The sequence below is a fragment of the Catellatospora sp. NPDC049609 genome, from assembly GCF_040675365.1.
Classification (GTDB): domain Bacteria; phylum Actinomycetota; class Actinomycetes; order Mycobacteriales; family Micromonosporaceae; genus Catellatospora.
In genome coordinates this window covers 1-12,913 of the sequence record NZ_JBFAOU010000210.1, presented here as the reverse complement: position 1 = coordinate 12,913, position 12,913 = coordinate 1, and the positions used below count along the sequence as shown (strand labels likewise).

10 protein-coding genes are annotated in these 12,913 nt (G+C 71.4%); 6 read left to right on the top strand and 4 right to left on the bottom strand.

What is annotated here, in order from left to right; genetic code table 11:
* Window positions 1-756, top strand: a 756-nt coding sequence (locus AB0J67_RS34905) for a glycoside hydrolase family 18 protein (protein ID WP_363488977.1), incomplete at its 5' end; no start/stop codon positions are given.
* Between the two features lie 255 nt (window positions 757-1,011).
* Window positions 1,012-2,256: an MFS transporter gene (locus AB0J67_RS34900; protein WP_363488975.1), complete on the top strand. Its 1,245-nt coding sequence runs from the start codon at window positions 1,012-1,014 to the stop codon at window positions 2,254-2,256.
* 180 nt (window positions 2,257-2,436) lie between these two features.
* Here the strand turns inward: AB0J67_RS34900 and AB0J67_RS34895 are convergent, their stop codons facing one another.
* The 3 genes from AB0J67_RS34895 to AB0J67_RS34885 form a co-directional block, all read right to left on the bottom strand.
* Window positions 2,437-3,228, bottom strand: a complete 792-nt coding sequence (locus AB0J67_RS34895; RefSeq protein WP_363488973.1) for a DNA-formamidopyrimidine glycosylase family protein — start codon at window positions 3,226-3,228, stop codon at window positions 2,437-2,439.
* Between the two features lie 172 nt (window positions 3,229-3,400).
* On the bottom strand, window positions 3,401-5,125 hold the full coding sequence (gene ctaD / locus AB0J67_RS34890; protein ID WP_363488971.1) for a cytochrome c oxidase subunit I: 1,725 nt from the start codon (window positions 5,123-5,125) through the stop codon (window positions 3,401-3,403).
* A 203-nt stretch (window positions 5,126-5,328) separates the two neighbouring features.
* Window positions 5,329-5,628, bottom strand: coding sequence for a hypothetical protein (locus AB0J67_RS34885; RefSeq protein WP_363488969.1), 300 nt, complete (start codon window positions 5,626-5,628; stop codon window positions 5,329-5,331).
* A gap of 107 nt (window positions 5,629-5,735) precedes the next feature.
* Here AB0J67_RS34885 and AB0J67_RS34880 point away from each other — a divergent pair, with 107 nt between their 5' ends.
* Together AB0J67_RS34880 and fdhD are read left to right on the top strand one after the other, a co-directional pair.
* Window positions 5,736-8,006, top strand: a complete 2,271-nt coding sequence (locus AB0J67_RS34880) for an FdhF/YdeP family oxidoreductase (protein ID WP_363488967.1) — start codon at window positions 5,736-5,738, stop codon at window positions 8,004-8,006.
* Window positions 8,006-9,037 (top strand): formate dehydrogenase accessory sulfurtransferase FdhD, encoded by a 1,032-nt coding sequence (fdhD, locus tag AB0J67_RS34875; RefSeq protein ID WP_363488965.1) that lies wholly within the window; start codon window positions 8,006-8,008, stop codon window positions 9,035-9,037. Before AB0J67_RS34880 ends, fdhD begins: the two co-directional genes overlap by 1 nt.
* Window positions 9,038-9,181: 144 nt before the next feature.
* Here the strand turns inward: fdhD and AB0J67_RS34870 are convergent, their stop codons facing one another.
* Window positions 9,182-9,994, bottom strand: coding sequence for an NUDIX hydrolase (locus AB0J67_RS34870; protein WP_363488963.1), 813 nt, complete (start codon window positions 9,992-9,994; stop codon window positions 9,182-9,184).
* Between the two features lie 207 nt (window positions 9,995-10,201).
* Between AB0J67_RS34870 and AB0J67_RS34865 the strand changes: the two genes are divergently transcribed.
* Both AB0J67_RS34865 and lysS read left to right on the top strand, forming a co-directional pair.
* The gene (locus AB0J67_RS34865) at window positions 10,202-10,894 is read left to right on the top strand and encodes an ATP-binding protein (RefSeq protein ID WP_363488961.1); all 693 of its coding nucleotides are present in this window, start codon (window positions 10,202-10,204) and stop codon (window positions 10,892-10,894) included.
* 192 nt (window positions 10,895-11,086) lie between these two features.
* Entirely contained in the window at window positions 11,087-12,811 is a 1,725-nt protein-coding gene (gene lysS / locus AB0J67_RS34860; protein WP_363488959.1) for a lysine--tRNA ligase, read from the top strand.
* Window positions 12,812-12,913 lie beyond the last annotated feature (102 nt).

The window sequence follows — 12,913 nt, the reverse complement described above, 5'->3', positions numbered from 1 at the left end:
GCCAACTCCTGCTACAACCTGGTCGAGGACCCGCGCTGGGCGGACGTGTTCGACGGCATCGACATCGACTGGGAGTACCCGAACGCCTGCGGCCTCACCTGTGACAGCAGCGGCCCGCTCGCGTTCCGCAACCTGATGCAGGCGCTGCGCAACCGCTTCGGTGCCAACAACCTGGTCACCGCCGCGATCACCGCGGACGGCAGCAACGGCGGCAAGATCGACGCCACCGACTACGCCGCCGCCGCGCAGTACATCGACTGGTACATGCCGATGACGTACGACTTCTTCGGCGCCTTCGCCGCGCAGGGCCCGACCGCCCCGCACTCGCCGCTGAACTGCTACGCGGGCATCCCGCAGGCGGGCTTCTGCACCGAGGCGGCCATCGCCAAGCTGAAGAGCAAGGGCGTCCCGTCCAGCAAGCTGCTCATCGGCATCGGCTTCTACGGCCGCGGCTGGACCGGCGTCACCCAGGCCGCGCCCGGCGGCTCGGCCACCGGCGCGGCGCCCGGCACCTACGAGGCAGGCAACGAGGACTACCACGTCCTCAAGACCAAGTGCCCCGCCAACGGCACCGTCGGCGGCACCGCCTACTGCTTCAGCGGCGGCCAGTGGTGGGGTTACGACACCCCCTCCACCATCCAGGGCAAGATGACCTGGGCCAAGAACCAGAGCCTCGGCGGAGCCTTCTTCTGGGAGCTCTTCGGCGACACCACCAACGGCGAGCTCATCACCGCCATCAAGAACGGCCTCGCCTGATCCAGCAGGCCTGACGCGGCCCGCCGGGAACTCGGGTTCCCGGCGGGCCGCCGCCTTTCCCGCCCAAGATCGCGTCGATCTTGCGTGAACTGTGCCGACGACACGCCCTTTTCGGACATACCCCCAACACTTCACGCAAGATCGACGCGATCTTGGCGGGGCCGGTGTGATCGAGATGACCTGGGCGGGGCGGATATGCACTGACGCGGGGGCGGGGTGCTCGGGCAGGATGGTCAGCCGGAGGTAAAGACCGCAATGACCATCGAGCCTTACCGCAAGATTCTCGGACTCCCTGGCGTACGCGCGTTGCTGCTGGTGGGGCTGCTGGCTCGGGTGCCGGTCATCGCAACGGGCATCGTGTTGACGCTGCATGTGGTGAACACGCTGCACCTCGGGTTCGCGCAGGCGGGGCTCGTCGGCACCGCCTCCACCCTCGGCACGGCGATCGGGTCGCCGCTGGCCGGGCGCATGATGGACCGGCACGGGCTGCGGCCAGTGCTCGCCGTGACCACGGTGGCGCAGGCGCTGTTCTGGATCGCCGCACCCCGGCTCGGGTACCACGCGCTGCTGGCCGGGGCGCTCGTCGCCGGGTTGCTCGCGCTGCCGGTGTTCAGCCTGGTGCGGCAGTGCCTCGCCGCGCTGGTGCCCGCCGACCAGCGCCGTCCCGGGTTCGCGCTGGACTCGATGGCGGTCGAGCTGTCGTACATGCTCGCCCCGGCGGCCGCCGTGGCCGCGGTCACCGCGTTCGGCAGCCGCCCCACCATGCACGCGGCGGGCATCGGCGTGGTCGCCGCCGGCATCGCCCTGATCGCGCTCAACCCGCCGACACGTTCGGCCGCCGAGCAGACCGCGGGCGAGACCGCCGTGCCGCGCCGCCAATGGCTGCGCCCGCGCCTGTTCGCGCTGCTCGCCATCAGCTCCGTGCTGACCTTCGTGCTGACCGCGACCGACCTGACGGTGATCGCCAAGCTCAAGGCCGACGGCCAGACCTCCTGGACCGGCCTGGTCATCGCCGTGTGGTGCGGGTACTCCCTCATCGGCGGCTTCGTCTACGGCGCGCTGCACCGCAGCGTCTCGCCGCTGCTGCTGGCGGGCGGCCTGTCCGCCCTCACCATCCCGGTGGGGCTGGTCAGCGGCGGCTGGTGGTGGTTGCTGGTCGCGCTGATCCCGGCCGGTGTGCTGTGCGCGCCGTCGCTGTCGGCGTCGATCGACACCCTGAGCAAGTGGGTGCCGTCCGGCGCCCGCGGCGAGGCGATGGGCCTGCACGGCACCGCGCTGACCGTCGGCGTCGCCGCGGGCGCCCCGTTCGCCGGCGCGATCATCGACGGGTACGGCCCCAGCTGGGCTTTCGCGGCCACGGGTGCGGCCGGCGTGCTCCTGGTGCTGATCGCCCTGCCGTTCTGGCGGCTCGCCGGCGCGGGCGCCCCGGCCACCACGCCGATCGCCGGCGCGGGCTCCACCATCGCCGAGACGGTCGCAGCGGCCCCCTCAACGCGCTGAAGATCGCTGTCTCGTGTCGAAAACTGTGCTGTAACTGCACTTCCCGACCCGAGACAGCGATCTTCGCCCGCCCCGCCGCACGCGCGGCCCGCACCGCCGCACGCGCGGCCCGCTCCACCGCACGCGGAGGCCGGCCGCTGACCCCGCGCGGCGGGAAGGCGGAGCGCGGCGGATCGGGAGTCAGCGGGGTTCGGGCTGGCAGATGGGGCACCAGTAGGTGATGCGCTCCCCCTCGCCGTCCTTGCTGATCGGGCCGGCGCAGCGGCGGCAGGGCTGGGCGCGGCGGCCGTACACGTAGCTGGTCTCGCCGCGGCGCAGCGACCCGGTCGTGGACTGGGTCCAGCGCCCCCGGTTCGCGGCCAGCAGGCGCTGCCCGAGTGCCGCCATGCCGGGCAGGTCCGGCACGTCGCCGACGGGCGTCCACGGCCACACGCCGCGCAGGAACAGCAGCTCGCACTTGTAGAGGTTGCCGATCCCGGCCAGGTTGCGCTGGTCGAGCAGCGCCTCGGCGATCGGCCGCGCGGGGTCGGCGGACAGCCGGCGCACCGCCTCGTCCGGGTCCCAGTCGGGGCCGAGCAGGTCCGGGCCGAGGTGGCCGATCAGCTCCGGCTCCCGCGCCGTCGGCAGCAGCTTGAGCTCGTGCAGGTGGTATCCGACGGCGACCGCCTTCGGCGTGCGCAGCACCACCCGGATCAGGAAGGCCGGACGCCCGGTCCAGCGCTCGCCGGGGGCGTACACCCGCCAGGCGCCCTCCATCCGCAGGTGGGAGTGCAGGGTCAGGGCCCGCTGCTCCGGGGAGACCAGGCGCAGCAGCAGGTGCTTGCCCCGGCACGCGGACTCGGCCACGCTCCACCCGGCCAGGTTCACGGTGGCCAGCTGCGGCACCCGGAAGTCGGACCCGGTCAGCACCGCGCCCTGCAGCCCGTCCCGCAGCATCTTCGCGGTGTTCCAGACGGTGTCCCCCTCCGGCATACCCCCATCCTGCCCGACCTGCTACCCCGCCAACCGGCTCCGGCCCCACCGAGCGGCGTCGATCATGAAGTTAGGGCAGCGACACGCCGTCGAACACGGCCATAAGTTCATGATCGACGCACGAGAAAGGGCCCGGTCCGTGTGGACCGGGCCCCCTGGTGGGCTGTGGGGGTTAGACCTCGTGGTCGCCGCCCTGCTTGCCGTGGGAGTAGCTGGGGGCCTCGATGACCGGGGCCTTGGTGCCGGTGGAGACGGCCAGGTGGGGGAACTTGGCGTCGAAGGCGGGGCGCTCGGAGCGGATGCGAGGCATCCGGTCGAAGTTGCGCAGCGGCGGCGGGCAGCTGGTCGCCCACTCCAGGGAGTTGCCGTGACCCCACGGGTCGTCGACGGTGACCACCGGGCCGGTCCGGTACGACTTCCACACGTTGTAGATGAACGGCAGCGTGGAGGCGCCCAGGATGAACGCGCCGACCGTCGAGATCATGTTGAGCTCGGTGAAGCCGTCGGACTTCAGGTAGTCGGCGTACCGGCGGGGCATGCCCTCGGCGCCGAGCCAGTGCTGCACCAGGAAGGTGGCGTTGAAGCCGATCACGGTGAGCCAGAAGTGGACCTTGCCCAGCTTCTCGTCGAGCATCCGGCCGAACATCTTCGGGAACCAGAAGTAGATGCCGGCGTACACGGCGAACACGATGGTGCCGAAGAGCACATAGTGGAAGTGCGCGACGACGAAGTACGAGTCCGACACGTGGAAGTCGATCGGCGGGCTGGCCAGCAGCACGCCCGACAGGCCGCCGAAGAGGAAGATCGCGAGGAAGCCGATGGAGAACAGCATCGGCGTCTCGAAGGTGATCTGCCCTCGCCACATGGTGCCGATCCAGTTGAAGAACTTCATGCCGGTGGGTACGGCGATCAGGAAGCTCAGGAACGAGAAGAACGGCAGCAGTACCTGGCCGGTGGCGAACATGTGGTGCGCCCACACGCTCATCGACAGCGCGGCGATCAGCAGGGTCGCGGCGACCAGACCGGTGTAGCCGAAGATCGGCTTGCGGCTGAAGACCGGGATGACCTCGGAGATGATGCCGAAGAACGGCAGCGCGACGATGTACACCTCGGGGTGGCCGAAGAACCAGAAGAGGTGCTGCCACAGCATGGGCCCGCCGGTGGCGGGGTCGAAGACGTGCGCGCCGAGGCGGCGGTCGGCCAGCAGCGCCAGCAGGGCGGCGGCCAGCAGCGGGAAGACCATGATCACCAGGAGGCTGGTGACGAGGATGTTCCAGGTGAAGATCGACATCCGGAACATCGTCATGCCGGGCGCGCGCAGGGTCAGGATCGTCGTGATCATGTTGACCGCGCCGAGGATGGTGCCCAGACCCGACAGCACCAGGCCGGCGATCCACATGTCGGCGCCGACGCCGGGCGAGTTGATCGCGTCGTTCAGCGGCGCGTACGCGAACCAGCCGAAGTCGGCCGCGCCACCCGGCGTGATGAACCCGGCCGTCGCCAGGCTCGCGCCGAACAGGTACAGCCAGTACGCGAAGGAGTTCAGCCGCGGGAACGAGACGTCGGGCGCGCCGATCTGGATCGGCACCACGAAGTTCGCGAACGCGAACACGATCGGCGTCGCGAAGAACAGCAGCATGATCGTGCCGTGCATGGTGAACAGCTGGTTGTACTGCTCGGGGGAGAGGTACTGCATGCCCGGCTGCGCCAGCTCGGCCCGCATCAGCAGCGCCATCAGGCCGCCGATCAGGAAGAACACGAAGGCGGTGACCATGTACATGATCCCGATCTGCTTCGCGTCCGTGGTGCGCAGCAGCCGTGCGATGGCGGAACCCTTGGTGAGCTTGCGCACGGGGTATGGCCGGGTCGCGATCGGCTGCGGTGCGACGGTGGTCACGTCTGGCCTCCTGTAGCTGGCCCGGCTGCCGCGGCGCCCCACTCTCGCGCCGCCACCCGGATTGATCATTCGAGGCGTACCTCGGAGGCAGAATAATCCTTCGCGAGGGGCCGCGGACCACGGGGTGCACCTGGCACGCCGAATGGTCTATGCGGACGGCCCGGCGAGACCACGCCGGACCGTCCCACATCCAGGGCCTGCAGCTAGCGGGTTCCGGCCGAGGCGCCGAGGTTGAACTCGATGGCGCCGGCCGCCACGGCGCCCAGGGCGAGCAGGATCACGCCCCAGCCGATGAGCCGGTCGGCGGCGTTGATGCGGTGCAGCCAGCGGGAGAACCGGTTGCCGTTGGTGGCGGTGCCACCGAGCGGGTCGGTGCCGGTGGTGGCGCCGGCGGGCTGAGCCGATTGATCCGGCGTGAGGGTCTTCACCACGGTGACCGTGGCGCCGGCCAGGACGAGCAGGGTGCCCAGCACGGCCAGCAGGCCGGCGATCCAATCCTTCATGATCATCCTCCCCAGAGAGGGATGCCGCCGGTCGGGGTGCCGGCGACGCCTCAGGTTAGACCCGGCCCCGCTCGGCAACGCGACCTGGACGTGAGATCGTTTGAGGTATGGCGAAGAAGCCTCCGCGCGACGACGTGGGTGATCGGAATCTCACCGTGCGCGGCCCCAAGGCCGCGGCCGCCGGGCTGCCCGGCGTCGGGCACGGCCTCGCCGCGGCGGTGAACCAGATGGGCGTCCGCCGCACCGCGCTCACCCTGCTCAAGGTGAACCAGGCGGGCGGCTTCGACTGCCCCGGGTGCGCCTGGCCCGAGCCCTCCCCCGAGCACCGCGCGCACGCCGAGTTCTGCGAGAACGGCGCCAAGGCGGTGGCCGAGGAGGCGACGCTGCGCCGGATCACGCCCGAGTTCTTCGCGGCGCACCCGGTCGCCGAGCTGGCCGACAAGAGCGACTACTGGCTGGGCCAGCAGGGCCGGCTGACCACGCCGATGGTCAAGCACCCGGGGGCGACGCACTTCCGGCCGCTGGGCTGGGAGCAGGCGTTCGCGCTGGCCGCCGAGCACCTGCGGGCGATCGAGCCGGACCAGGCGCTGTTCTACACCTCCGGGCGCACCTCCAACGAGGCCGCGTTCCTGTACCAGCTGTTCGCGCGGGCGTACGGCACGAACAACCTGCCCGACTGCAGCAACATGTGCCACGAGTCGTCGGGCGTGGCGCTGGGCGCGACCATCGGCATGGGCAAGGGCTCGGTCACCCTCGACGACGTGCACGACGCGAAGCTGATCGTGGTCGTCGGCCAGAACCCGGGCACCAACCACCCGCGCATGCTCACCGCGCTGGAGCGGGCCAAGCAGCGCGGCGCGAAGATCATCTCGATCAACCCGCTGCCCGAGGCCGGGCTGATCCGGTTCAAGAACCCGCAGAAGGCGTCCGGCCTGGTCGGCTCCGGCACGCCGCTGGCCGACCTGCACCTGCCGGTCCGGGTCGGCGGCGACCTGGCCCTGTTCCAGGCGATCGGCGCGCTGCTGATCGAGTGGGGAGCCGTGGACGAGGCGTTCGTCACGGCATACACCGCGGGCTTCGAGGGCTATGCCGACGGGATCCGCCAGCTCGACGCGGAGCTGGTGGCGCGGGCGACCGGTCTTTCCGCCGACGAGATCGAGGCCGCGGCGCGCCTGTTCGCCGACTCCGAGGCGACCGTGGTCTGCTGGGCCATGGGGCTGACCCAGGGCCGCGACGCCGTCGCCACCATCCAGGAGATCGTGAACGTGCAGCTGCTGCGCGGCATGATCGGCAAGCCGGGCGCGGGCCTGTGCCCGGTGCGCGGCCACTCCAACGTGCAGGGCGACCGCACCATGGGCATCTGGCACGAGCCGCCCACGTGGCTGGCCGGGCTGGGCGAGCGGCTCGATCTCCGCATGCCGACCAGGCGGGGGTACGACACCGTCGAGGCGATCCGGGCCATGCGCGACGGCCACGCCAAGGTGTTCGTGGCGGTCGGCGGCAACTTCGCCGCGGCCACCCCCGACACCGACGTCACCGAGGCCGCGATGCGCTCCTGCACGCTCACCGCGCACGTGTCCACCAAGCTCAACCGCTCGCACGTGGTCACCTCCGCCGAGCAGACCGTGCTGATCCTGCCCTGCCTCGGCCGCACCGAGCGGGACCTGCAGGCCGCCGGCGAGCAGTTCGTCACCGTCGAGGACTCGATGTCGAACGTGCACGCCTCGCAGGGCCGCCTCGTCCCGGCCTCGCCGATGCTGCGCTCCGAGGTGTCGATCGTGTGCGGTCTGGCCCGCGCCGTGCTGCCCGACTCGACCATCCCGTGGGAGTCGTACCCGCAGGACTACCGGTCGATCCGGGCGCTGATCGAGCAGACCGTGCCCGGCTTCACCGACTTCGAGGCGAAGGTGCGCACGCCCGCCGGGTTCACCCTGCCGCACCCGCCGCGCGACAGCCGCAGCTTCCCCACCGCCGACGGGAAGGCCCGGTTCACCGCCAGCCCGATCCAGCTGCTCGAGGTCCCCGAGGGCCGCCTGCTGCTGCAGACCGTACGCAGCCACGACCAGTACAACACCACGATCTACGGCCTGGACGACCGCTACCGGGGCGTCAAGGCGGGCCGCCGGGTGGTCTTCGTCAACCCCGACGACCTGGCCGCGCTCGGCATCGCCGACGGCACCATGGTGGACCTGATCTCGGAGTGGTCCGACGGCGAGCGGCGGGCCCCGGCGTTCCGGGTGATCGCGTACCCGACCGTGCGCGGCTGCGCCGCGACCTACTTCCCCGAGGCGAACGTGCTCGTCCCACTGGACTCGACGGCCGCCGGCTCGAACACGCCGACCTCGAAGCAGATCATCGTGCGGCTGCAGCCGGCCTGATGGGCACCGCTAGCTCCCGGCGGCAGGTGACCCGCATCGACCTCGGCGGGCCCGCACCGCTGCGCCGACAGGACACCCTCACCGCCGAGGAACCCCTGGAGATCCGCGTCGGCCACCGCCGCGGCCCCCGCCCGCCGCTCGCCGTCACCATGCGCACCCCCGGTGAGGAGCTCGACCTCGCCCTCGGCTTCCTGCTCACCGAAGGCGTCATCACCTCCCCCACCGACGTCCTCACCGCCCAGCTCTGCGCCGGCCAACAGGAAAGGAAGGGCACCTTCTTAACGCCAGGCGTAGAGGAAGGGCACCTTCTTAACCTCGCAGGCTCGGCTGGCGCGGGTTCGGCTGGCGCGGGTTCGGCAGGCGCGGGTTCGGCAGGCGTCAGCTCGGCAGGCTCGGGCTCCGTAGGCCCGGCCGACGTGGCCTTCGGTCGGGACGCCGTGGCCGGGTCACCCGCCGCCAACACCTACAACGTGGTGGACGTCGTGCTGGCCGATCACGTCCCGCCGCCGGGCGCCGGGGTCGAGCGCAACTTCTACACCACCTCGTCCTGCGGGGTGTGCGGCAAGGCCAGCATCGACGCGATCCGTACCCGGTCGCGGTTCGACGTCGCCGCCGACCCGGTGACCGTCGACGCGCGCACCCTGACCGCTCTGCCGGACCGGCTCCGGGCCGCGCAGCGCACCTTCGAACGCACCGGCGGCCTGCACGCGGCCGGGCTGTTCACCGCGGCCGGCGAGCTGGTCGCGGTCCGCGAGGACGTCGGCCGGCACAACGCCGTCGACAAGCTGATCGGGATGCAGCTGCAGGCCGGGCGGCTGCCGCTGGCCGGCCACATCCTGCTGGTCTCGGGCCGGGCCAGCTTCGAGCTGACCCAGAAGGCGTGGATGGCCGGGATCAGCGTGCTGGCCGCGGTCTCCGCGCCCAGCACCCTGGCCGTGGACCTCGCCGACGAGGCGGGCATGACCCTGGTCGGCTTCCTGCGGGGCCAGACCATGAACGTGTACGCCGGCCCGCACCGCATCCTGACCTGACCCGCCCCGGCCGCGCATACGCCCCGGCCGCCGTCCCACGTTGTTCGCGTGCCTCGCCGGGCGCCACGCCTGCGCAGGCCCGCCCGTGAGGTTAAGAAGGTGCCCTTCCTCTACGCCTGGCGTTAAGAAGGTGCCCTTCCTTTCCTACCAGTGCAGGGCGTGGGAGTGCTGGTAGTCGCCGTCGGCGGCGACGAGCCAGCTGTGCTGGGGGCCGTCGGCGACCAGGGCGGTGGTGCCGGTGAGGCGGCACAGGCGGGTGGCCAGTTCGAGCTCGCTGATGCCGGTCGCGCGGGCCAGCGAGTCCCCGGCGCTCAGCTCGCAGCCGTACGACGGGTCACCGGCGTCCGGGTTGATCCACACGGTGGCGCGGACGTCGGCCGCGCTCATCAGCTCCTCGGCCGTGCCGACGAAGACGTCGGCGGGGTCGATCCCGTACGCCTCGTGCAGCGCCTGCCGCAGCGCCGGGCCGGAGGTGTCCGTCGCGAAGCACACGCTGTACGCCGCGCGGCCGTCCTGCGCGGCCTGCCACACCTGGTCGATGGCCATGCGCAGGTAGCGCGCGACGCCCTCGGGCTGCATGTTCAGCTCGCCGATCGTCTCGGCCGTGAACGGCACCCGCACCACGTCGTAGGTGCCCTTCGCCGGGTCGGTGAACTCGTGGCCGTACCGGGCGGCGAAGTCCATCGAGACCAGCCGGCAGGCGAACAGGTGGTGGCGCTGCCAGCTGCCGTCCTCGCGGCGCGCGTCGACGAAGGTGAGCGGCACCGGCGGCGTCACCACGGCCCGCAGCTCCTCGTCCAGCTCCCGGTGCAGCGCGGCGAGCAGGCCCGCGTCGCCGGGCTCCACCCCGCCGCCCGGCGTCGACCAGTACCGCGGCACGCTCGGACGGGTCCGTTCGAAGAGGATCACGTCGTCCCCGTCGAGCAGCACGGCGCGTACGCGATGGCGGTCTGGCACGGCAACCATGGTCCCAGCGTCGTACCCCGCGACGTCTTTGTCGACCGGAAGCCGGATCTTCCCGCCGTTCAGGGCGCAGCCTGTCACGCCTCGTGCCAACGGCGAGCCGGAAACATGATTGAGTCTCGCCAGAACGGCCCACTGCTGATATATGTGATTGGCCGTAGCGCCGGACAGCAGAAAGCCGGGTCACAGGAAGTGGTCTCCATGATGAGCTCAACCGACCCCTCCCAGGGGGAGGACGAGACCATCGACATGCTCTTCCACCTGTCCCGCCGCTCGCAGGCGATGGTGGACCGGCTGATCAGCTGCCTGGACCGGATGGAGCAGGTCGACCCGGACGCCGACCGTCTGAAGGACGTCTTCGAGCTGGACTTCCTCGCCATCCGGATGCGGCGCAACGACGAGAGCCTGCTGGTGCTCGCGGGCGGGGAGTCGGCCCGGATCCGGCGCGACCCGGTCTCCCTGGTCGAGGTGCTGCACGGCGCCCGGTCCGAGGTCGAGGACTACCGCCGGGTCGAGTTCGGCGTGATCGACGAGAGCCTGATGGTGGCCGCGCCGGTGGTCAACGACCTGGTGCATCTGCTGGCCGAGCTGTTCGACAACGCGGCCGCGTTCTCCCCGCCGGACAGCACCATCCTGGTGGAGGCCCGCAAGGTCGCCGACCGCGCGGTGCTGCTGATCGAGGACCGGGGCATCGGCATGGGCGCGCAGCGCCTGCGCGAGCTGAACCAGCGGCTGTCCCACCCCAGCCCCGTCACCGCCGCGACGGTGCGCCAGATGGGCATCGAGGTGGTCAGCCGCCTCGCCCAGCGCCACGAGATCCGCGTCGAGCTGGAGCCGGCCGGCGACCGCGGCATCGCCGCCTCCGTCGTCCTGCCCTCCCACGCCCTCGTCTGACCCCGCCCCTGCCCGAAGATCGTCGGACTCGCCTGGCAGGTGGGCGAAAGCGCGCTCAAGATACGTACAGGTGCCTGGCAAGTCGGGTGATCATGAGAAGTGCGCGCGGGGCGGGGAGGGGCGTCGCGAAACCGGGTCGACCGATCCGGGAGAATGGGGGCGTTCGCTTTCTCATGGAAGGACGTGCCGATCGTGGCCGCAACCCCGGAGGCCGACTGGGTCTCCCGCTTCGCTGACGAGGTCATCGCCGAGGCAGAGCGTCGCGCTCCGGGCAAACCGATCGTCTGCGCGTCGGGACTGAGCCCGTCCGGCCCGATCCACCTGGGCAACCTGCGCGAGGTGATGACCCCGCACCTGGTCGCCGACGAGATCCGGCGGCGCGGGCACGAGGTCGTGCACATCATCAGCTGGGACGACTACGACCGCTATCGCAAGGTGCCGGCGGGCATCGACCCGTCCTGGGCCGAGCACATCGGCAAGCCGCTGACCTCGGTGCCGGCCCCGCCCGGCAGCGCGTACCCGAACTGGGCGGAGCACTACAAGGCCGCGATGATCGAGTCGCTCGCGCAGCTGGGTGTGGCATACCGGGGCATCAGCCAGACGCAGATGTACACCTCGGGGGCGTACCGGGAGCAGATCCTGCTGGCCATGCGGGAGCGCGCCAAGATCGACGCGGTGCTGGACCGCTACCGCACCAAGGGCCGCACCGCCTCCGGCGCCCCGCAGCAGGGCAAGCTGGACGAGGAGGAGGCGGCCGCCGCGCAGGAGGCCGCCGAGGGCTCGGGCGCGGCGAGCGAGGACGACGGCACCGGTGCGGCGGGCTACTACCCGTACAAGCCGTACTGCTCGGTCTGCGAGCGGGACCTGACCACCGTCGTGGCGTACGACGACGACACCACCGAGCTGACCTACACCTGCCAGTGCGGGCACGGCGAGACGGTCCGGCTGTCCGAGCACGACCGGGGCAAGCTGGTGTGGAAGGTCGACTGGCCGATGCGCTGGGCGTACGAGGGCGTCGTCTTCGAGCCCAGCGGCGTCGACCACTCCTCCCCCGGCTCGTCGTTCCAGGTCGGCGGGCAGTTGGTGGGCGAGATCTTCGGCGGGCAGCAGCCGATCGGCCCGATGTACGCCTTCGTCGGCATCTCCGGCATGGCGAAGATGAGCAGCTCGCGCGGTGGGGTGCCGACGCCGGGCGACGCGCTGCAGATCATGGAGCCGCCGCTGCTGCGCTGGCTCTACGCCCGCCGCCGCCCCAACCAGGCCTTCAAGATCGCCTTCGACCAGGAGATCCAGCGCCTGTACGACGAGTGGGACACCCTGGGCCGCAAGGTGGTCGAGGGCACGGCGAACGCCGCCGACGCCGCCGCGTACAGCCGGGCCGTCGGCACCGCCGCCGGGCCGCTGCCGACCACGCCGCACCCGCTGCCGTACCGGACGCTCGCCTCGATCGTCGACATCACCACCGGCGACCCGCAGCAGACCCTGCGCATCCTGCGCGACCTGGACCCGGCCGACCCGGTGGCCTCGCTCGACGAGACCCGCCCGCGGCTGGACCGCGCCCAGCACTGGATCACCACGCAGGTCCCCGCCGACCAGCGCACCCGCGTCCTCACCGAGCCGGACACCACTCTGCTCGCCAAGCTCGACGACACCGAGCGCGAGAGCCTGCGCCTGCTCCTGGCCGGCCTCGACGACCACTGGTCCCTCGAAGGCCTGACCACCCTGGTCTACGGCGTCCCCAAGCAGCGCCTCGGCCTGCCCATGGACGTCAAGCCCACCCCCGAGCTCAAGGTCGCCCAGCGCGAGTTCTTCGCGCTCCTCTACCACCTCCTGGTAGGCCGCGACACCGGCCCCCGCCTCCCCACCCTCCTGCTGGCCGTAGGCCCCGCCCAAGCCCGCACCCTCCTCACCCCCTGACCCCCGCCCCCCGGCCCACCCACCACTGCCGCGTCGATCTTGCGCGAACTGTGGGGACGACACGCCCCTTCCGGGCATATCCCCAACAGTTCGCGCAAGATC

What these genes read in the sequence shown, in the direction of transcription:
- AB0J67_RS34900 (WP_363488975.1), top strand. Translation starts at nt 1,012, where the DNA reads ATGACCATCGAGCCTTACCGCAAGATTCTCGGACTCCCTGGCGTACGC.
- AB0J67_RS34895 (WP_363488973.1), bottom strand. Translation starts at nt 3,228, where the DNA reads ATGCCGGAGGGGGACACCGTCTGGAACACCGCGAAGATGCTGCGGGAC.
- AB0J67_RS34885 (WP_363488969.1), bottom strand. Translation starts at nt 5,628, where the DNA reads ATGAAGGATTGGATCGCCGGCCTGCTGGCCGTGCTGGGCACCCTGCTC.
- AB0J67_RS34880 (WP_363488967.1), top strand. Translation starts at nt 5,736, where the DNA reads ATGGCGAAGAAGCCTCCGCGCGACGACGTGGGTGATCGGAATCTCACC.
- fdhD (WP_363488965.1), top strand. Translation starts at nt 8,006, where the DNA reads ATGGGCACCGCTAGCTCCCGGCGGCAGGTGACCCGCATCGACCTCGGC.
- AB0J67_RS34865 (WP_363488961.1), top strand. Translation starts at nt 10,202, where the DNA reads ATGATGAGCTCAACCGACCCCTCCCAGGGGGAGGACGAGACCATCGAC.